Annotated in this window: 18 protein-coding genes and 1 rRNA gene; 13 read left to right on the top strand and 6 right to left on the bottom strand. The window is 73.7% G+C overall.

The annotated features are described in order from the left end of the window. A 5S ribosomal RNA gene (gene rrf, locus ACH4D5_RS33825) occupies positions 1–95 on the top strand; the annotation flags it as partial. A 119-nt stretch (positions 96–214) separates the two neighbouring features. Here the strand turns inward: rrf and ACH4D5_RS33820 are convergent. Next, complete coding sequence (locus tag ACH4D5_RS33820; protein ID WP_398310289.1) at positions 215–1489, bottom strand: hypothetical protein; 1275 nt, start codon at positions 1487–1489, stop codon at positions 215–217. Between ACH4D5_RS33820 and ACH4D5_RS33815 the strand changes: the two genes are divergently transcribed. After that, a complete protein-coding gene (locus tag ACH4D5_RS33815) occupies positions 1460–2260 on the top strand; it encodes a hypothetical protein (RefSeq protein ID WP_398310287.1) in 801 nt (266 codons plus the stop codon). The two genes, ACH4D5_RS33820 and ACH4D5_RS33815, sit on opposite strands and share 30 nt — an antisense overlap. A 72-nt stretch (positions 2261–2332) precedes the next feature. Here the strand turns inward: ACH4D5_RS33815 and ACH4D5_RS33810 are convergent, their stop codons facing one another. After that, on the bottom strand, positions 2333–3655 hold the full coding sequence (locus ACH4D5_RS33810) for a DUF1015 family protein (RefSeq protein WP_398310242.1): 1323 nt from the start codon (positions 3653–3655) through the stop codon (positions 2333–2335). Between the two features lie 72 nt (positions 3656–3727). Between ACH4D5_RS33810 and ACH4D5_RS33805 the strand changes: the two genes are divergently transcribed. Then, positions 3728–4780 carry an HAD hydrolase-like protein gene (locus tag ACH4D5_RS33805; RefSeq protein WP_398310240.1) on the top strand — a complete coding sequence of 351 codons (1053 nt, stop codon included), beginning with the start codon at positions 3728–3730 and terminating at the stop codon, positions 4778–4780. Positions 4781–4909: 129 nt separating this feature from the next. Here the strand turns inward: ACH4D5_RS33805 and ACH4D5_RS33800 are convergent, their stop codons facing one another. Beyond that, positions 4910–5743, bottom strand: coding sequence for a siderophore-interacting protein (locus tag ACH4D5_RS33800; protein WP_398310237.1), 834 nt, complete (start codon positions 5741–5743; stop codon positions 4910–4912). Between the two features lie 99 nt (positions 5744–5842). Between ACH4D5_RS33800 and ACH4D5_RS33795 the strand changes: the two genes are divergently transcribed. From ACH4D5_RS33795 to ACH4D5_RS33785, 3 genes are all read left to right on the top strand, one after another. After that, positions 5843–6886 (top strand): FecCD family ABC transporter permease, encoded by a 1044-nt coding sequence (locus ACH4D5_RS33795; RefSeq protein WP_398310234.1) that lies wholly within the window; start codon positions 5843–5845, stop codon positions 6884–6886. Next, on the top strand, positions 6883–7911 hold the full coding sequence (locus ACH4D5_RS33790) for a FecCD family ABC transporter permease (RefSeq protein ID WP_398310226.1): 1029 nt from the start codon (positions 6883–6885) through the stop codon (positions 7909–7911). The genes ACH4D5_RS33795 and ACH4D5_RS33790 overlap by 4 nt, the downstream gene beginning before the upstream one ends. A 65-nt stretch (positions 7912–7976) precedes the next feature. Then, positions 7977–8816, top strand: a complete 840-nt coding sequence (locus ACH4D5_RS33785) for an ABC transporter ATP-binding protein (RefSeq protein ID WP_398310284.1) — start codon at positions 7977–7979, stop codon at positions 8814–8816. Here ACH4D5_RS33785 and ACH4D5_RS33780 read toward each other — a convergent pair. Further along, a complete protein-coding gene (locus ACH4D5_RS33780; RefSeq protein ID WP_398310223.1) occupies positions 8800–9147 on the bottom strand; it encodes an alkyl sulfatase C-terminal domain-containing protein in 348 nt (115 codons plus the stop codon). The two genes, ACH4D5_RS33785 and ACH4D5_RS33780, sit on opposite strands and share 17 nt — an antisense overlap. Positions 9148–9189: 42 nt before the next feature. On the opposite strand from ACH4D5_RS33780, the gene ACH4D5_RS33775 reads away from it, so the two are divergent. Genes ACH4D5_RS33775 through ACH4D5_RS33765 form a run of 3 tightly spaced genes read left to right on the top strand, consistent with a single transcriptional unit; the run spans position 9190 to position 11241 of the window. After that, on the top strand, positions 9190–9501 hold the full coding sequence (locus ACH4D5_RS33775) for a hypothetical protein (RefSeq protein WP_398310220.1): 312 nt from the start codon (positions 9190–9192) through the stop codon (positions 9499–9501). Positions 9502–9508: 7 nt separating this feature from the next. Beyond that, the gene (locus tag ACH4D5_RS33770) at positions 9509–10324 is read left to right on the top strand and encodes a TlyA family RNA methyltransferase (RefSeq protein ID WP_398310217.1); all 816 of its coding nucleotides are present in this window, start codon (positions 9509–9511) and stop codon (positions 10322–10324) included. Between the two features lie 11 nt (positions 10325–10335). Beyond that, positions 10336–11241, top strand: coding sequence for an NAD kinase (locus ACH4D5_RS33765; RefSeq protein WP_398310214.1), 906 nt, complete (start codon positions 10336–10338; stop codon positions 11239–11241). Between the two features lie 117 nt (positions 11242–11358). On the opposite strand, the gene ACH4D5_RS33760 is transcribed toward ACH4D5_RS33765, so the two are convergent. Then, the gene (locus tag ACH4D5_RS33760) at positions 11359–12714 is read right to left on the bottom strand and encodes an FtsX-like permease family protein (RefSeq protein WP_398310211.1); all 1356 of its coding nucleotides are present in this window, start codon (positions 12712–12714) and stop codon (positions 11359–11361) included. Between the two features lie 202 nt (positions 12715–12916). On the opposite strand from ACH4D5_RS33760, the gene recN reads away from it, so the two are divergent. The 4 genes from recN (at position 12917) to ACH4D5_RS33740 (ending at position 17840) form a co-directional block, all read left to right on the top strand. Then, on the top strand, positions 12917–14644 hold the full coding sequence (gene recN, locus ACH4D5_RS33755) for a DNA repair protein RecN (protein WP_398310281.1): 1728 nt from the start codon (positions 12917–12919) through the stop codon (positions 14642–14644). Between the two features lie 31 nt (positions 14645–14675). Continuing rightward, on the top strand, positions 14676–15455 hold the full coding sequence (locus ACH4D5_RS33750) for a hypothetical protein (protein ID WP_398310208.1): 780 nt from the start codon (positions 14676–14678) through the stop codon (positions 15453–15455). A gap of 27 nt (positions 15456–15482) precedes the next feature. Continuing rightward, the gene (locus tag ACH4D5_RS33745; RefSeq protein WP_398310205.1) at positions 15483–16535 is read left to right on the top strand and encodes a hypothetical protein; all 1053 of its coding nucleotides are present in this window, start codon (positions 15483–15485) and stop codon (positions 16533–16535) included. Positions 16536–16703: 168 nt separating this feature from the next. Then, complete coding sequence (locus tag ACH4D5_RS33740) at positions 16704–17840, top strand: glycosyltransferase family 4 protein (RefSeq protein WP_398310202.1); 1137 nt, start codon at positions 16704–16706, stop codon at positions 17838–17840. A gap of 37 nt (positions 17841–17877) precedes the next feature. Here the strand turns inward: ACH4D5_RS33740 and ACH4D5_RS33735 are convergent, their stop codons facing one another. Next, the gene (locus ACH4D5_RS33735; RefSeq protein WP_398310200.1) at positions 17878–19521 is read right to left on the bottom strand and encodes a PucR family transcriptional regulator; all 1644 of its coding nucleotides are present in this window, start codon (positions 19519–19521) and stop codon (positions 17878–17880) included.

The following is a 19521-nucleotide window of genomic DNA, read 5'->3' as shown; positions in this document are numbered from 1 at the left end:
AAACGCCCGGTTACATTCCGAACCCGGAAGCTAAGCCTCATAGCGCCGATGGTACTGCAGGGGGGACCCTGTGGGAGAGTAGGACGCCGCCGAACAATTTTTGGAGGACCCTTGGTCCCAGCGTCCACGCTGGGACCAAGGGTCCTTTTGTTTTTGTCGAAGCGCGCCGGCCCACAGGCTGCGCGAGAATGACTGCGGTACCGAAGACTAGGAGTCACCGATGTCCCCCAACTCTCCCGACGAGCGACCGGAGCGCGAGCAGCGCAGCCGGGACGGTGGTGACCGGGGCGGATACCGCGGGGCTCCCCGTCGTGACAACGACCGTGGCGACCGCGGGGGCTTCCGTGGCCGCGACGGCAACCGGGGCGACAGCCGTGGTGACAACCGCGGTGGTGGCTACCGGGGTCGCGACGACAACCGCGGTGACCGTCGCGAGGGTGACCGGGACCGCGGTGGACGCCCCCCGTTCCGTCGTGACGAGCGGCCGAGCAGTAGCGGTCCGCGCCGTGACGACCGTGACCGTGGTGGCTTCCGGGGCCGTGACGACCGCCGTGACGGCGACCGTCCCGCCTTCCGCCGCGACGACCGCCGCGATGGCGACCGTCCCGCTTTCCGCCGCGACGACCGCCGCGATGATCGCAGGGACGATCGTCGTGATGACCGTCGGGACAATGACCGTGGGGACCGTGGCGGCTTCCGTCGCGATGACAACCGTGGTGGTGGCTTCCGCGGGCGTGACGACCGTCGTGACAACGACCGCGGTGGCGACCGTGGTGGTTTCCGGGGCCGTGACGACCGGCGCGATGGTGACCGTCCCGCTTTCCGCCGCGATGACCGACGTGACGATCGTCGTGATGACCGTCGGGACAATGACCGTGGGGACCGTGGCGGCTTCCGTCGCGATGACAACCGTGGTGGTGGCTTCCGCGGGCGCGACGACCGCCGCGACAACGACCGCGGCGGCGACCGTGGTGGCTTCCGCCGTGACGACCGGCCCAGCAGCGGCCCGCGCCGTGACGACCGTGACCGTGGCGGCTTCCGCGGCCGGGACGACCGCCGTGACGGCGACCGTCCCGCCTTCCGCCGCGACGACCGCCGCGATGACCGTCGTGACAACGACCGCGGTGGCGACCGTGGTGGCTTCCGTCGCGACGAGCGGCCGAGCAGCGCGCCGCGCCGTGACGACCGGCCGTACGAGCGCAGGGACGACCGCCGCGACGACCGGCGTGACGGTGACCGCGGTGGATACCGTGGCGGGCGTGACGACAACCGTGGTGGCGGTGGCTTCCGCGGGCGCGACGACCGCGGCCGCGACGACCGTGGGCGTGGACCGCGCCGTGACGACCGCGGCGGACGCCCCGGTGGGTTCCGTGGGCGCGACGACCGGCGTGACGGCGACCGCGGTGGATACCGTGGCGGGCGCGACGACCGGGACCGTGACCGCGAGCCGATCAGGCGCCTGCCGATCCCCGAGGACGTCACGGGCCACGAGATCGACAAGGACGTACAGCAGGAGCTGCAGAGCCTTCCCAAGGGGCTTGCCGAGGACGTCGCCAAGAACCTGGTGATGGTCGCCAAGCTCATCGACGAGGACCCCGAGCAGGCCTACGCCTACTCGCGGATCGCCCTGCGCCTCGCCTCCAGGGTCGCCGCCGTGCGCGAGGCCGCCGGCTTCGCCGCGTACGCGAACCAGAAGTACAGCGAGGCGCTCGCCGAGTTCCGGGCCGCCCGGCGGATGACCGGCAGCGTCGAGCTGTGGCCCGTCATGGCGGACTGCGAGCGCGGACTCGGCCGGCCCGAGAAGGCCCTGGAGATGGCGGGTGCGCCTGAGGTGCACAAGCTCGACAAGGCGGGGCAGGTCGAGATGCGGCTCGTCGCCGCCGGAGCCCGCCGCGACATGGACCAGATCGACGCGGCCATCGTGACCCTGCAGAGCCCCGAGCTGGCGTCGAACTCCGTGCAGCCCTGGACCGCGCGGCTGCGGTACGCGTACGCCGACGCGCTGCTGTCGGCCGGGCGCGAGGACGAGGCGCGGGAGTGGTTCGCGAAGGTCATCGAGTCCGACAAGGACGGCAGCACCGACGCCTCCGACCGGCTCGCCGAGCTGGACGGTGTCGAGTTCGTGGACGCCCTGGGCGATGACGAAGACGTCGCCGAGTCGGTCGCCGACGACAGCCTCGACGACGCCGACACTCTCGACGACGGTGACAGCCTCGACGACGGTGACCGCGACGAGCGCGACGAGCGCGACAAGGACTGACACAGGCAGTAGGCAGTAAGCAGAAAAGGGCGGGCCCCCGGAAGGGGGTCCGCCCTTTTGCGTATCCGGGGGTCAGAACGAGAGGTCGCGCAGGACCAGGCCTGTCGCCGGCTTCGGGCCGAAGGACGTCGACTTGCGGGGCATCGTGACGCCCTGCCGGGCCAGTTCGCGGACCACCTCTTCGCGGACCGGGTGCATCAGGACCGCGGTGCCGCCGTCGCGCTCCGCCTTCTCGACCGTCGCCGCCGTGTCATGGATGTACGCGATGTGTTCCGGGGTGTCGGGGATCTGCCACACGTGGTCGAGCAGAGTCGAGTGCAGGACCGTGGCGTCGAGGGTGCGCCAGGCCTCCGGGCGGTCGTCCGGGATCGTCCGGGCGAGGAGGTCCGGGGACGGGTGGTCCACGAGGTGGAAGGCCCCGTCGCCTGCCAGGACGAAGGCGTTGCTCTTCGCCGCGGCCTCCGCGAGGGCTTCGAGGGCGTGGTCGAGCGAGCCCTCGACCGTACGTATGCGGAAGGAGTCACCGACGGCCTGGAGGGCGTCGGACACCGGCAGCCGGTGGAGGTAGCGGTGGATGGCACGGACTCGCAGGGGGTAGCGGGCGGTGTCCACCAGAAGGACGAGGCCGTAGTCCCAGGCGCTCGGTGACGGGTGCTCCGCGCGGAGCCGCAGATTGGTCGCCCAGCGGTGGTGGCCGTCCGCGATCAGGGCCTGGTGGTGGGAGAGGTCCGACTGGATCTCGGCGATCTCCGCGGGGTCCGTGACGGACCACAGGCGGTGGTGGAAGCCGTCCTCCGTAGTGGTCGACAGGAGAGGCTCGCGCCGGGCGGTCCGTTCGATGACGGCCATCGCGCCGCCGGGCTCGGGCTGCCCGGACGCGTACTCGTCATCGATGTCGCTGTGGCCTTGGCTGTCGCTGCGGTAGGTCAGGAGCAGCGGCTCCAGGTTGGCGGAGGTGGCCCGCATCAGGGCGGCGCGGTCCTCGACGACATGGGGCATCACGCCCTCGTGCGGCAGGACGACGCCGTCCTCGGCCTGCGACAGGCGGAGCGCGCCGATGACGCCGCGCTGCAGGATGTCGCTGTCGCGTTGTTCGTAGACGTACAGGCTGGGCTCGGTGTCGGGGGCGAGGATGCCCTCGGCGAGCCAGGTGTGGAGGGTGTCCGAGGCCTGTTGGTTGCGGGCGGCCGGGGTGGTGGCCTGGGGGAGGATCAGCCGGACGATGTTGTGCGGGTCGGCGGACTCCAGGTGCAGCAGGCCGTCCGGGCGTACGACCACGTCGTACGGCGGTGAGGTCACCGCGGCGAGACTGCCGACCCGTTCGGGGACGTAGCGCACGCCCCGGAACGGGACCAGGTCGAGGCCGCTGTCGTCGGTGTGACCCGCTGTGTTCATTAGGGCATCGTATGTGTGTCAGTGGCATGAGCGATGATCGGGGGAGTGGGATCGAGCGAGGAGCGATGCGTAATGAGCCAGACCGCAGGCCGCAGTGCCGACAAGGGCGCGAGGACACGGCCGGAGGGCAGCGGTCGGGCGCTGAGTGAGGTCTATGACACGGCTCTGCTCGATCTGGACGGGGTGGTGTACGCGGGCGGCCGGGCCATCGTGCACGCGGTCGAGTCGCTGGGCACGGCGCGCGACGGCGGTATGCACCTCGCGTACGTCACGAACAACGCGCTGCGCACTCCGGACGCGGTGGCGGAGCACCTGACGGAGCTGGGCATCGCCACCGACGGCTCGGACGTCATCACATCGGCGCAGGCGGCGGCCCGCCTGGTGAGCGAGCAGGTGCCCGAGGGGGCGCGGGTGCTGGTGATCGGCGGTGAGGGGCTGCGGGTCGCGCTGCGCGAGCGGGGCCTGGAGCCGGTCGAGTCGGCCGACGACGATCCGGTCGCGGTCGTGCAGGGGTACGGGGGGCCGGACCTGGCGTGGGGGCGCTTCGCGGAGGCCTGTTACGCGATCGCGCGCGGGGTGCCGTGGTTCGCTTCGAACACGGACCTGACGATCCCGAGCGCCCGCGGCATCGCGCCCGGCAATGGCGCGGCGGTCGAGGTCGTCCGGATCGCGACGGGCGCCGAGCCGCAGGTCGCGGGCAAGCCGCTGCCGCCGATGCACCGGGAAACGATCCTGCGGACCGGCGCCGAGCGGCCGCTGGTCGTGGGCGACCGGCTGGACACGGACATCGAGGGCGCGTTCAACGGAGAGGTGGATTCGCTGCTCGTGCTGACCGGTGTCACGGACGGCGCGCAGCTGCTGGCCGCGCGGCCCGAGCACCGGCCGACGTACGTGGACGCGGATCTGCGCGGGATGCTCACCGGCCAGCCCGAAGTCACCCCGGTGGAGGGCGGGTTCGGCTGCGGCGGGTGGACCGCTTCGGTGCGCGGCGAGGAGCTCGCGCTCGACGGCGAGGGTGAGGCCATGGACGGGCTGCGGGCGCTGTGCGCGGCGGCCTGGACGCAGGCCGGCGACGGCGTCTGCGAGCTGGACGCGGGGAAGGCGCTGTCCCGGCTGGGGCTGTGAGTTCCGGGGGGGGGCGGAGAGAGTAGCCCCCGCCGGGAGTTGTGTTCCCGCGCCCCGCGGTCGGTGACGGAAAGCGCCCGCTCAGGAGGAGGGTCCTGGCGGGCGCGGTACCGGTGCGACGGTTCGGCGTCAGGCGCTTTCGCCGCTGTCGATCAGCTGGTCCGTCGTCGTGCCCTTGCGCCAGTAGCCCGAGAACGACACCCTCTTGCGGTCGAAGCCGCGTTCGCCGACGAGGTGGCGGCGGACGGCCTTGACGGTCGCGGACTCGCCGGCGATCCATGCGTAGGGGGTGCCTTCGGGGAGGTCCGCTCCGCGGATCGCGGCCGTGGTGGCGCCCTCCCTGGTGAGCCAGTGGATCTCCGCGTCGGCCTCGGTCGGCAGGTCCTGGCGGTCGGCGAGGTCGTGGACCTCGATCCAGACGCGGGTCGGCAGGCCCGGCGGGAGCTTCTCGAGGATGTTCGCGACGGCGGGCAGCGCCGACTCGTCCGCGGCGAGGAGCAGCCAGTCGGTGTCCTCGGGCAGGCGGAAGTCGTACGCCGCGTTCTCCTCCTCGACCGGGCCGAGGACGCCGATGCGGTCGCCGGGGCGCGCGGTCCGTGCCCAGCTGGTCGCCGGGCCGTCGGCGGGCGAGGGCACCGGGTCGTGGACGGCGAAGTCGACGATCAGCTCGTCCGGGTCGCGGCGCAGCTGCCGGGTCGTGTACGTGCGCATGATGCCGCGCACCGACGGGTCGAGGGCGCACCAAGCGGCGTACCACTCGGAGGTGTCTCCGGAGCCGGTGTCCGGCATGACCGGGCTGTCCTGGCCGGGGTGCGGCAGGAAGATCTTGATGCGCTGGTCGGGGCCGCCCGCGGCCATGCCGGACAGCTCGGCGCCGCCGAAGGCCACCCTGATCATGGCGGGGGTGACCTGCTCGGTGCGCAGCACCTGGACGTCGAAGTACCGGTACGGGGAGTCGGTCATCGCTGGGGCCTCGGGGAGCGCCGGGCTGCGTGCATGGGTGGTGCTTCTCTCGTCGGAGTCTCTTCGAAGTCGAGTGCGAGGGTAGGCTAACCTAACCCGGTGTTGGTCGACAGTCCCCCTGGAAGCCGCGCGGAGACCGCCCCCGCGCCCCCCGAACGCCGGGCGATACGCAGCGTCGGGCTGCTCGTCGCGGTGGCCGTCCTGCTGCTCGTCTTCCTGACGAGCGTCGCGGTCGGCGCCAAGTCGCTGTCCATGGACCAGGTCTGGCACGGGCTGTTCCACGACACGGGGACGTACGCGGACGTCGTGGTCGGTGAGCGGCTCGCGCGCAGCCTCCTCGGGGTCCTCGCCGGAGTCGCGCTCGGCCTCTCCGGCGCCGTCCTGCAGGCGCTCACCCGGAATCCGCTGGCCGACCCCGGACTGCTCGGCATCAACCTCGGCGCCTCGGCCGCGGTCGTCAGCGCGATCAGCTTCTTCGGCGTCACCTCGCTGAGCGGCTACGTGTGGTTCGCGTTCGTGGGCGCGCTGCTCGTCGGCGTCCTGCTCTACCTCCTCGGCGGCTCGCGCGGCGCGACCCCGGTGCGGCTCGCGCTGGCCGGGACCGCGCTCAGCGCGGCCCTCTACGGCTATCTGCAAGCCGTCATGATCATGGACGGCGCCGCGCTCAACAAGATGCGCTTCTGGACGGTCGGCTCCCTCGCCTCCGCCAACATGAACACCATCGAGCAGGTGCTGCCCTTCCTCGCGATCGGCACCGTGCTCGCCCTCGGTCTGGCCAGGCCGCTGAACGCCATGGCCATGGGCGACGACACCGCCCGCGCGCTCGGCGCCCACCTCACCCGTACGCGCGTCCTGGCCATGGCGGCGGCGACCCTGCTGTGCGGAGCCGCGACCGCCGCCTGCGGACCGATCGTGTTCGTCGGCCTGATGGTGCCGCACATCGTGCGCTCCTTCACCGGGCCCGACATGCGCTGGATCCTGCCGTACGCGGCCGTGCTCTCGCCGGTCCTGCTGCTCGGCGCGGACGTCGTCGGGCGCGTCGTGACGCGGCCCTCGGAGCTCCAGGTGGGCATCGTGACCGCGGTCATCGGCGCGCCGGTCTTCATCTTCCTCGTACGCCGTCGGAAGGTGGCCCAGCTGTGAAGGCGATACGCACCAGGGGCGGCCTCTCCGTCCGGCTCGACGTCCGCACGGCCGTGGTCGTCACCCTCCTCGTGGTCGCCGCGCTCGCCGCGAGCGTCGTCCTGATCGGCACCGGTGACTTCCCCATCCCGGCCGCCGACGTCATCCGCACCCTGCTCGGCGACGGCGACGCCGGGCAGGAGTTCATCATCAACGACCTGCGGCTGCCGCGGGTCCTGGTCGGGCTCCTGGTGGGCGCGGCCCTCGGGCTCGGCGGCGCGCTCTTCCAGTCCATCGCCCGCAATCCGCTGGGCAGCCCCGACGTGCTCGGCCTCGGCCAGGGCTCGACCGCCGGGGCGCTCACCATGATCGTCCTGTTCCAGGGCAGCGCGGCCGAGGTCGCGGGCGGCGCGCTCGTCGGCGGTCTCGTCACCGGCCTCGCCATCTATCTGCTCGCCTGGAAGCGCGGTGTGCACGGCTACCGCCTCGTCCTCGTCGGCATCGGCGTCTCCGCGTTCATCACGGCCATCAACGGTTATCTGCTCACCAAGGCCGACTTCGTCGACGCCGCCCGTTCCGTGGTCTGGATGACCGGCTCCCTCAACGGCCGCGACTGGGAGCAGGTGTGGCCGCTGCTCGTGCTCTGCGCCGTCCTCGTACCGCTCGTCCTCGTGTACGGGCGTCCGCTGCGGATGCTGGAGATGGGCGACGACGTCGCCAACTCCCTCGGCGTACGCGTCGAACGCACCCGCCTCGTCCTGCTGACCGCCTCCGTGCTGCTCACCGCGGCCGCCACCGCCGCCGCGGGACCGGTCAGTTTCGTCGCGCTCACCGCGCCGCAGCTGGCGCGCCGGCTCACGCGCTCGCCGGGCCCCAACCTCATGCCCGCCATGTTCATGGGCGCCACGCTCCTGATCGTCGCGGACTGGGCCTCGCAGCGGGCCTTCGGCGCGGACCAGCTGCCCGTCGGCGTCGTCACCGGCGTGCTCGGCGGCGTCTACCTGCTCTGGCTGCTCGTCACCCAGCGCAAGGCGGGACGCATATGAAGTCCAGCCCGGAACCCGCCGCGCATCCCGCGAATCCCGCGAAGTCCAAGGACTCGAACCAGCCCATGAACCAGAAGCAGGAGCGTGCTGCTGTGAACCGGCTCGTCGCCGACGACGTCACCCTCGGCTATGACCAGCGCGTCATCGCGTCGAAGCTGTCCGTCGAGATCCCCGACAACTCCTTCACCGTGATCGTGGGCCCCAACGCCTGCGGCAAGTCCACGCTGCTGCGCGCCCTGTCCCGGATGCTCAAGCCGTCCGCGGGCCGGGTGCTGCTCGACGGGAACGTCATCCAGTCGATGCCGGCGAAGAAGGTCGCCAAGACGCTCGGCCTGCTGCCGCAGTCGTCCATCGCGCCCGACGGCATCACGGTCGGCGACCTCGTCGCCCGCGGCCGCTACCCCCACCAGGGGCTGCTGCGGCAGTGGTCGGAGGAGGACGAGCGGATCGTCGACGAGTCGATGGCGTCGACCGGTGTGCGTGAACTCGCCGAGCGCTACGTCGACGAGCTCTCCGGCGGTCAGCGCCAGCGCGTCTGGATCGCCATGGCGCTCGCCCAGCAGACCCCGCTGCTGCTCCTCGACGAGCCGACGACCTTCCTCGACATCCAGCACCAGCTCGACGTCCTCGACCTCTGCGCCGAGCTCCACGAGGAGCAGGGCCGCACGCTCGTCGCCGTCCTGCACGACCTCAACCACGCCGCCCGCTACGCCACGCACCTCATCGCGCTGCGCGACGGCGCGGTGCTCGCCGAGGGACCGCCGTCCGAGATCGTCACGGCGGAGCTGGTGGAGCAGGCCTTCGGGATCCAGTGCCGGGTCATCGACGACCCGGAGACGGGGACGCCGCTGGTGATCCCGGCCGCCCGCGCCGGGCGGCGGGCCCCGGCTACAGCAGCGACCTGAGCTTCAGCAGGTCCCGGAAGCCCGCCTCCAGCTTGACCCGGCCGGAGGCCCAGGCCTTCGCGAAGTTGAGCTCGCCGCCCACCATCGACACCAGGTCGTCGCCCGTCATCGCGAGACGGATCTCCGCCTTCTCGCGCGGCGGGCCCGGGTGGTCGTCGAGCACCGCGATCCGGCCGTTCTCGAGACGGCCGGTGAAGGTGGCGTCGAGGTCGGTGATGTGGCAGCTCAGCGAGCGGTTCAGGGCAGCGGCACCGCGCACGTCGCCGTCGGCGGACGCGAGCGTGTCCGAGAGTCTGTCGAGTGCGGTACGGCACTCCGCCATGGTCGCCATCGTGATCGACCGTACACCGGGCCCACGAGGTAGCGTCATGCCATGAGCGACTCACACGCGGGCCCCGAAGAAGGGGAGGCGGTGCGGCCGGAGCCTCAGGTTCCGGACGAGCCGTCGTACGACCCCGCCGCCCCCGCGCCCCTCGGCGTCGAGCGCACGCCCACCGGCGACTCCGAGGTGGACGCCTCTCTCGCCCGGCTCGGTGACGCCGACCACCTCGCCACGGACGGCCACATCGAGGTGTACGAGGATGTACACCGGGGCCTGCGCGACGCGCTGACCGCACTGGACGCGCGCCCCGGCCCACCGGCACCCGTCGGGGCGCCCTCATCATCTTCGTACGACAGGAGCTGAACCGAACGTGGCAGGAGTGGCACGACGCCGCCTCGACGCCGAGCTCGTCCGCAGGAAGCTCGCGCGCTCGCGCGAGCACGCGAGCCAGCTGATCGCCGCAGGCCGGGTCGCGGTCGGCAAGACCGTCGCGACCAAGGCGGCGACCCAGGTCGAGACGGCCGCCGCGATCGTGGTCTCGCAGGACGACAGCGACCCCGACTACGTATCGCGCGGCGGGCACAAGCTCGCGGGCGCCCTCGCCGCCTTCACGCCGCAGGGGCTCGTCGTTGAGGGACGGCGCGCGCTGGACGCGGGCGCCTCCACCGGCGGCTTCACCGACGTGCTGCTGCGCGCGGGCGCCGCGCACGTCGTGGCCGTCGACGTCGGCTACGGCCAGCTCGCGTGGTCGCTGCAGAGCGACGACCGGGTCACCGTGAAGGACCGTACGAACGTACGCGAGTTGACCCTCGAAGCCATCGACGGCACCCCCGTCGACGTGGTCGTCGGAGACCTCTCCTTCATCCCGCTCGGCCTCGTGCTGCCCGCCCTCGTGCGGTGCGCGGCGCCCGACGCGGACCTCGTCCTGATGGTCAAGCCGCAGTTCGAGGTGGGCAAGGAGCGGCTCGGCAGCGGCGGTGTGGTGCGTAGCGCCGAACTGCGGGCCGACGCCGTGCGCGGGGTGGCACGGCAGGCGTGGGGGCTCGGTCTCGGGGTGCGCGGCGTGACCGCGAGCCCGCTGCCGGGACCCTCCGGGAACGTCGAGTACTTTCTGTGGCTGCGCGCCGGGGCCGATGAGCTGGACCCGGCGGACGTTGACCGTGCCGTGGCGGAGGGGCCCCGTTGACCCAGACCCGAGTGACCCAGACCCGAGCTCGTACCGTCTTCCTGCTCGCGCACACCGGACGGCCCGCGGCCATCCGCAGCGCCGAGCTCGTCGTACAGGGGCTGCTGCGCAGCGGCATCGGCGTGCGCGTCCTGGACGCGGAGGCCGTGGACCTGACACTGCCGGACGAGGTGCAGACGGTCGAGGAGGCCACCGCCGAGTGCATCGACGACTGCGAGCTGATCGTCGTCCTCGGCGGTGACGGGACGCTGCTGCGGGGCGCCGAGTTCGCCCGGGCGTCCGGGGTGCCGATGCTCGGGGTGAACCTCGGGCGCGTGGGCTTCCTCGCTGAGGCCGAGCGGGACGACCTCGACAAGGTCGTCGACCGGGTGGTCACGCGGGCGTACGAGGTCGAGGAGCGCATGACGATCGACGTCGTCGTGCACCGCAACGGCGACATCGTGCACCGCGACTGGGCGCTGAACGAGGCCGCCGTGCAGAAGGTGTCACCCGAGCGGATGCTGGAGGTCGTCCTGGAGATCGACGGGCGGCCCGTCACCGGCTTCGGCTGCGACGGCATCGTCTGCGCGACGCCGACCGGGTCGACGGCGTACGCGTTCTCCGCCGGCGGGCCCGTGGTGTGGCCGGAGGTCGAGGCGCTGCTCATGGTCCCGATCAGCGCGCACGCCCTGTTCGCCAAGCCCCTGGTGACCTCGCCGGACTCCGTGCTCGCCGTCGAGGTGCAGCCGGACACACCGCACGGCGTGCTGTGGTGCGACGGGCGCCGGACGCTGGAGCTGCCTTCCGGGGCGCGGGTGGAGGTGCGGAGGGGTGAGGTGCCGGTGCGGCTTGCCCGGCTGCACCACGCGTCGTTCACGGATCGGCTGGTCGCCAAGTTCGCGCTGCCTGTGTCCGGGTGGCGCGGGGCGCCCCACTGACGCTCCGCCGGGTGGGCGGTGTCGCTCCGTCGGGGGTGGTTCGGGGGGTTGCGCGGTGCTGGTTGCTTGTGGCTGGTCGCGCAGTTCCCCGCGCCCCTGATGCCTTCGGCCGGGGCGTTACGTCGCGCTGAGCTCGGAGATCGCGCGCCTCCGTACTGCCGCCTGGACCGGAACACCCGTCGCCAGCAGGGTGAGGAGCAGCGTGCCCGCGGCCAAGCCCAGCGGTACGGGCCACGGCAGGTACGGCAGCGCCGAGCCGAAGGCCGTGCTGAGGATCGGGGCCAGCGTGCCGAGCGCGATCGCGCCGCCGAGCAGCAGCGCCGTCCCGGCGACCACCAGCGCCTCCCAGGCCGCCATGGCGCCCACCTGCCCCCGCCGGCTGCCGACGACCCGCAGCAGCGCCACGTCACGGCGGCGCTCGAACGAGATCATGGCGAGGGTGTTCGCCGCGGCGATGGCGGCGAAGCCCGCGTACAGGCCCGTGCCCACGTAGTCGAGCCAGACCTCGCCCGCACTGCCCGCGGAGCCGGTGTGGTGCTGGGCCGTGGTGTGCATGCCGATCTTGGTGAGGCCGAAGCCCACGACCAGGACGAGGGGGACGACCGCGGCGGAGAAGCGGCGGGGCTGCGAGCGGACGTTGAGCATCGCCAGGCGCGCGCTGGGGCCGAACCGGCCGACGGCCGCCGAGACCAGCCAGGCCGCGGGGCCGATCAGGCGCGGGCCGAGCAGTCCGGCGCCGGCGCAGAAGAGGATGAGGACGAGGAAGGCGCCCTCGCTCGCCTCGTCCGCGGGCTGCTCCGACAGGAGTACGGAGACGAAGCAGGCCCCCGCCACCGCCAGCACGCCGAGCGGCGCCCGCAGGACGCCGAGCCCGCGGCGGCCCGTGGCGGCCTCGCTCAGGGCGCGGGCCGGGCGGAGCAGCGAGAACCGCAGCGCGGACAGGAGCGCGGCGACGGTCGTCGTCACCACGGCCACGCCGACGCACACCGGCAGCGCGAGCCAGCTGAAGCGGAAGCCGGCCTCGGCGGGCAGCAGCCCGTGGTCGACCATGCCGGCGTGCCACCACCGGGCCGCGAAGCCGCCGAGCACGAAGCCGGCGAGCGCGGCGGGGACCGACGCGGCGAGGGCCTGAACGGCCACCGCGCGGCGGACCTGGCGGGGCTTGGCGCCGATGGAACGCACCAGCGCGAGCTCGCGGTGCTGCTGCGCGACGGCCGTGCCCATCGTCGAGACGACCACAAAAATCGACATGTAGATGGAGCCGATCAGGAGGACGACGGCCATGTCGCCCACGCCGTTCTCCGCGATCTGCCTGCGGGCCGCCGCGGAGAGCCCGGGACGGTCGGTGCTCGTCGTGCCGAGCATCATCGTCGACGCGCTCACCACGGTCGCCGCGAAGAGCGCGGCCACTGCCGTGCCCACAAATGCCGGGCGGTGCGCGCGCAGTGCCGCCTGTGCCAGTCCTGTTGCCATGTGGATCATGGTCTCCGCGGGCCCGGGCCCGGAGCCATGCGGTGAGCCGGTGGATCTTGCTGGGGATAACCCCACCCCTCCACTCCAGCGGGTGACAGCGGCCGCGGATGCGCCGTTTCGACCTGCGCCTTCGCGGCCGGAGGCCAGGGCCCGTCGCACACCGGGCCTCAGACCTCGTAAGGTCGTGTCCGTGTTGGAGGAGATGCGGATACGGTCGCTCGGAGTCATCGACGACGCGGTCGTCGAGCTGTCGCCGGGCTTCACCGCCGTGACGGGTGAGACCGGTGCGGGCAAGACGATGGTGGTCACCAGCCTTGGCCTGCTGCTCGGCGGTCGCGCGGATCCCGCCCTGGTGCGGATCGGCGCGAAGTCGGCGGTGGTGGAGGGGCGCATCGCCGTGCCCGCCGACGCCGCGGCGGTCGTGCGCGCCGAGGAGGCCGGGGCCGAACTCGACGACGGGGCGCTGCTGATCAGCCGGACCGTCTCGGCGGAGGGGCGCTCGCGGGCGCACCTCGGGGGGCGCTCGGTGCCGGTCGGTCTGCTCGCCGAACTCGCCGACGACCTCGTCGCCGTGCACGGCCAGACCGATCAGCAGGGTCTGCTCAAGCCCGCCCGGCAGCGCGGCGCCCTCGACCGGTACGCGGGCGACGCGGTCTCCGTGCCGCTCGCCAAGTACACGGCCGCCTACCGCAGGCTGCGGGCCGTCACCGCCGAGGTCGAGGAGATCACCACGCGCGCGCGGGAGCGCGCCCAGGAAGCGGATCTGCTCCGCTTCGGACTCGACGAGATCGCGGGGGTCGAGCCGCGCGCGGGCGAGGACGTCGAACTCGCGGCCGAGGCCGAGCGGCTCGGCCACGCGGAGGCCCTCGCCTCCGCCGCCACCGCCGCGCACGCCGCGCTCGCGGGCAACCCCGAGGACCCCGAGGGCATCGACGCCACGGCGCTGGTCGCGGGCGCCTCCCGGGCCTTGGAGGCCGTACGCTCCCACGACCCCGCCCTGTCCGCCCTCGCCGACCGCCTCGGCGAGATCGGCATCCTGCTGGGCGACGTGGCGGGCGAACTCGCCGGATACGCCGACGACCTGGACGCCGACCCGCTGCGGCTCTCGGCCGTCGAGGAGCGCAGGGCCGCGCTGACGCAGCTCACCCGGAAGTACGGCGCGGACATCGACGCCGTGCTCGCCTGGGCGGAGGAGGGCGCGGCGCGCCTCACCGAACTGGAGGGTGACGACGACCGGCTGGAGGAGCTGATCGCCGAACGGGACGCGCTGCGTGCCGAACTCGCCGGGCTCGCCCAGGCGTTGACCGACGCGCGGCAGGAGGCGGCGTCGCGGTTCGCCGCGGCCGTCACCGAGGAGCTCGCCTCGCTGGCGATGCCCCACGCGCGCGTGTCGATCGCCATCAGCAGCACGGAGGTGCCCGAGGGGTCCGACGGCGTGGAGGTCGGCGGCCGCACGGTCGCGTACGGTCCCGCGGGCGTCGACGAGGTCGAGCTGCTCCTCGCCCCGCACCCGGGCGCGCCGCCCCGGCCCATCGCCAAGGGCGCGTCGGGCGGTGAGCTGTCGCGCGTGATGCTCGCCGTCGAGGTGGTCTTCGCGGGCACGGACCCGGTCCCCACGTACCTCTTCGACGAGGTCGACGCGGGCGTCGGCGGCAAGGCGGCGGTCGAGATCGGCCGGCGCCTGGCACGCCTCGCCAAGTCGGCGCAGGTCGTGGTCGTCACGCACCTCCCGCAGGTCGCGGCCTTCGCCGACCGCCAGCTGCTCGTCGAGAAGACGAACGACGGGATGGTGACCCGCTCCGGAGTCCAGGTCCTGGAGGGCGAGGCCCGGGTGCGTGAGCTGTCACGGATGCTGGCGGGCCAGGAGGACTCGGAGACGGCCCGGGCACACGCGGAGGAACTGCTGGCCACGGCCAGGGGTGACGGCTAGCTCCCTGAGCGGGCGGACGTAGGGTGATCTCATGATCGAATCCACGTCCGGCCGGCGGCTCGGTGCGCTGCTCGCCGCTGCCGGTGTCACCCGTGCCGCGACCGCCGCGCTGCGATCGCGCGCGCCCGGCGGGGCCGCCCGGTGGACGCGGCGGAACTACGCGGGAAAGAACGTCGAGTTGTACGCCGGGCCCGCTGCCGCCGTCGGCGCCGCGGCCGGTGCCGCCGTGCTGCCCGCCGGTCCGCGGGCGGCCACCGCCCTGGCCGTGCTCGCGGCCGGTGCCTGCGGGGCGTACGACGACATGGTGGGAGCGGGTGACCCGCGCCGCGGTTTCCGGGCGCACCTCGGGGCGCTGCGGAGCGGCGAGGTCACCAGCGGTGCCGTGAAGCTGTTCGGCATCTCGGCGGCGGGGCTCGCCGCCGGGGCGCTGCTCAAGGAGCGTCCCGTGGACAAGCTCCTCGCGGGCGTGGTGATCGCCGGGGCCGCGCACTTCGTGAACCTCGTCGACGTACGCCCGGGGCGGGCCTGCGCGACCGTGCTGGCACTGGGGGCACCGGGGCTGCTCCGCAAGGGACCGGGCGCGGTCGTCGCCGCCGCGTCCATGGGCGCCGCGGCAGCCGTGCTCCCCGACGACATCGGTGAGCGCGCGATGATCGGGGACGCCGGTGCGCATGCATTGGGTGCGGGCTTGGGTGTCGCTGTTGTCGCGGGTAACGGGCGCACGGGTTTGGTGCTGCATGCTGCGGCGGTGGTGGCTGCTGTGGTGTGCGGGGAGGAGGTGAGCCGGGTGGCGAGGGTGGGCCTCGGCTGAGTGAGGGGCGGGGTCAGGGGAGGGCCGATGGGTGTGTTCGTGTGTGGGCGGTGTGATGCCGTGCTGACCCGGCCCGTCGAGCGGGTCGCGCTTCCCGTGCGTGCCCGTCAGACGTACGGGCACGACCTGCTGCCCGCACTCATGGAGTCGGGGACGTACGCCGTCGATCCGGAGCCGTCCGGGCCGCCCTGGCGCCCGTGGCGCGAGATCGGGGCCGAGGAGGCGGCGGCGCGCGGCGTCTTCGCGCCCGTCACCGCTCTGTCCTTCGGGGAGCCGGGCGCCGTCGTCGTCGCGCCGGGGGACACCCGGGGCACCGTCCTGATCCCCGAGCGGTGCGACGGGTACTGCATCGGCCTCGACGGACGGAGCGGCCCCAACCTCGCCTGCGCGCACTGCGGCAGCGCGGTGGCGACCCGCGTCGACGACTGCTCGTACTGGCAGGCGGTGTGGTTCGTGCCGGACGCCGTCCGCCGTGTCCCTGGCGAAGGCCCCGAGCAGGGGGTGGCCGACTGGGCGGCGCTGGCGCGGGAGTATCAGGGCGCGGCGCCGATCGAGTCGAACGGGGGCTGGAGCGCGCGGTGGGAGGCGGCCGTCGGGGCGGCGCTCGCCCATCTCCTCGCGGTCTCGGCGGGCGCCCGAGTGGCCCTCCCCGACGGCGTCATGGCGGACACCTTCGGCCGCGCGCTCGACATGCTGTTCCCGCCGGGGCCCACGCGGAAGCGGGCGGTCCTCGCCGGGCCAGGCCTGCCCCCGGCGGCCGCGGACATCGCCGTGGTGCCGCGGCATCCGCGGACGGGCGAGGTGTGGCAGCCGCCCGGCACCGCGGCCGCCGTGCCGCTCGAAGCCGACGTGTGGCTGTCCATGGCCCTTCCCCGCGTCCAGCTGCCCGTTCCCGTGACGGGCGGCATGCCCGAGGGGGTCTTCCGCGACGATCCGCTGCCGCCGTACCCCTTGCGGCTGTTCACCCCCGACCGGTGGGTGTTCCTCGATACGCTGGCGCGACTGCCCGCCGTCCGTGAGCCGTGGCTGCGCGAGATCCACGACCGGTTCCTGGACCACCCCTACGGCTCTCCGTTCTGAACAGCCATCACCCATGTGGGTGATCCCGTCCGCGGAGTTGCCCGTCCAAATGCTGAAGTGACCTTTCGGCAGTGCCGGAACGCCCGTACGGACTGGCATCCTTGGCGCAGCATCTGCCCGAGTACCAGTCCGAGCACCGCCCGACGCAGACCCAGGAGCCCCGGCCACGTGAGCCACGTGAGCAGCCACTCGCCGCACGGACAGACGCCGCTGCACACCGTTCAAGTTCTCGGCGGAGGCAGCGCGGGCAGCAGCGCGCACGTCAGGTCACTGGCCACGGGACTCGCCGCCAGGGGCGTGCGGGTCACCGTGTGCGCCCCCGAAGAGGCCGCCCGTGCCTACGACCTCACGGGCACCGGCGCCCGGCACGTCCCCGTGCCCCGCAGCGGCGACCCCGCCGCCGTGGCCGCCCTCCGCGCGGCCTGCGCCGACGCCGACCTCGTCCACGCGCACGGACTGCACGCCGCCCTCCGCGCCGCCGTCGCCCTCACCGGGCGCCGCACCCCGCTCGTCGTCACCTGGCACACCCGCACACACGCCGAGGGGGCGCGCGCCCGCCTCCTGCGCCTCCTGGAGCGGCGCGTCGCGAGGGCCGCCGCCGTCGTCCTCGGGGCCTCCTCCGACCTCGTCGACCGGGCCCGCAGCAGGGGCGCACGCGACGCCCGCCTCGCGCCCATCGCACTGCCCGCGCCGCGCCGCCCCGACCCGGCGGAGGAGCCCGACGGCCTGCTCCACAAGGCCCGCGCCGAACTCGGCGCCGTGGACCGCCCGTTGATCCTGGCCGTCGGCGCCCTCGAACAGAACCATGGGTACGACGTGCTCCTGGACGCCACCCGCGCGTGGCGGCACCTGGACCCGCTGCCGCTCCTCGTGGTCGCGGGGGAGGGGCCCGAACGGACCGCTCTGCAGCGCCGCATCGAGGACGAGCAGCTCCCGGCCCGCCTCCTCGGACGGCGCGACGACGTCCCCGAACTCCTCGCGGCCGCCGACCTCGCGGTGCTGCACAGCAGTTGGGAGTCGCGCTCCGTGCTCGCCCAGGAAGCCCTCCACGCGCGCGTGCCGCTCGTGGCGACCGCGGTCGGCGGCGTGCCCGAACTGGTCGGCGACGCCGCGGAACTCGTCGCGTACGGCGACGCGGAAGCCCTCGCCACCGCGGTCGCACGCCTCCTCGCTGACCCGGTCCGCCGGGCGGAGCTGACGGACCGGGGCGCGGCCCAGGCCGCCACCTGGCCGACCGAGGACGACACGGTCACCCAAGTCCTCAGCGTCTACGACGAGTTGACCCAGCCCCTGCCGTACAGCTGAGCGCGTACGGGCTGGCCCGGCACGGCTCGGGCGGCGGTCACGCCACGTGTCTGCGCGCCCGCAGCGCCAGGCTCAGCGCGAGCACCGTCTGCGGATCGTCGAGATCGGTGCCAAGCAGTTCGCTGATCCGGGCGAGCCGGTTGTAGAGGGTCTGACGGTTCAGGTGCAGCTCGCGGGCCGTCTCCGCCTTGCGGCCAGCGTGCGCCAGATACGTCTGGAGCGTCGGCAGCAGCGGCGGCTTCGAACGCTCGTCATGGGCGCGCAGCGGACCGATCGCCCGGTCCACGAACGCCGCGAGGACCCCGTCCTCGTCATGCCGGTGCAGCCGCCACAGCAGCAAGTCGATGTCGAGCCGCCGCGCGTCGTACCAAGGGCGGTCGGACAGGCCCTGCGCGGCCGTCGCCGTCTCCGCCGCGTGCCGCAGCCCCGCCGACGCCGCCGCCCAGCCGCCCGCGACCCCGACCACCACGACCGGCGGCTGCGCCCCGGGCCGCTGCATCCCGGCCCGCTCGACACCGGCCCGCAGCGCGGCGGCGACCCGGTCGGCCACCGCGGTCCGCTCGGACTCCGACCGCAGACCGAGCAGCACCGGCACACGGCCCTCGACGGGCCGCACCCCGAGCAGCGCGGGCACCCCCACCGACGCCAGCTCCTCCGCGACCGCCCGGGCGAGCACCGCCCAGCCGCCACCGGTCGGCAGCCCGTCGGCGAGCCGCATCACCACCGGCAGGAGCGGGCTGCCCGCCGAGACCGGCTTGAAACCGAGGACGCGCGCCTGCGCGGGGGCGTCCTCGGCGGCGATCCGCCCCTCCGCGAGATCGGTGAGGAAGTCACCCCGCCCGCGCGCCGCGAGCTCCTCCTCCTGGCGGGCCTGCATCAGCACCACCGCGAGGCTGCCCGCGGCCCGCTCCGCGGCGATGCGGTGCACCGGCAGCGGCGCCGACTCCACGGCGAGCAGCACGAGCCGGGCCCGCACCGAACCACCACCCGGGCCGCCGCCCGGCACGTCCACGATGACCGCGCTCGCGGGCGGCCCTTCCCGGTCGACGGGCCGGCCCCGCAGCCCCTCCCACACCTGGAGCGGATCCGCGCACTCGGTGCCCGCCCCGGCGGCGTACAGGAGCTGCCCGTCCGCCGTCTCCAGGAACACCGGGTTGCCGCTGAACTCCGCGAGGACGGCGAGGACCTGCGGTATGCCGCCCCCGCCGAGCAGCGCCTCCGTGCAGCGCCGGTGGACCTCCTCGGCCCGCTGCAACAGCGCGTAATGACCGTTGACGATCTCGGTGTGCACCTCTTCGGTGACCGTCACGAACGGCACCTCGCGGTGCAGCTGCACCAGCGGCAGGCCGGCGGCCCGCGCCGTCTCCACGATCGCCGCGGGCAGCCGCGTGAAGCGCGGCCCCAGCTCGACGACGAGCGCCGCGATGCCCCGTTCGGCGAGCTTGCGCACGAAGGAGCGCTGCTCGGCCGGGCGGGCGCCGAGCCCGAGCCCCGTGGTGAGCAGCAGCTCGCCGCCCTTGAGCAGCGAGGCGATGTTGGGCACCTCGCCCGCGTGCACCCACCGCACCGTCCGCTGCAGCCGCTCCGCGCCCGCGACGACCTCGGGGAGTCCACCGCGCAACCCCGGAAGTTCCAGCGCGCGCTGCACGGTGATCCCGCCCTGAGTGCCCTGACTGTCCAT

The sequence above is a fragment of the Streptomyces sp. NPDC018029 genome (assembly GCF_044327655.1).
GTDB lineage: Bacteria > Actinomycetota > Actinomycetes > Streptomycetales > Streptomycetaceae > Streptomyces.
This window is presented reverse-complemented; position numbering and strand designations above follow the sequence as displayed.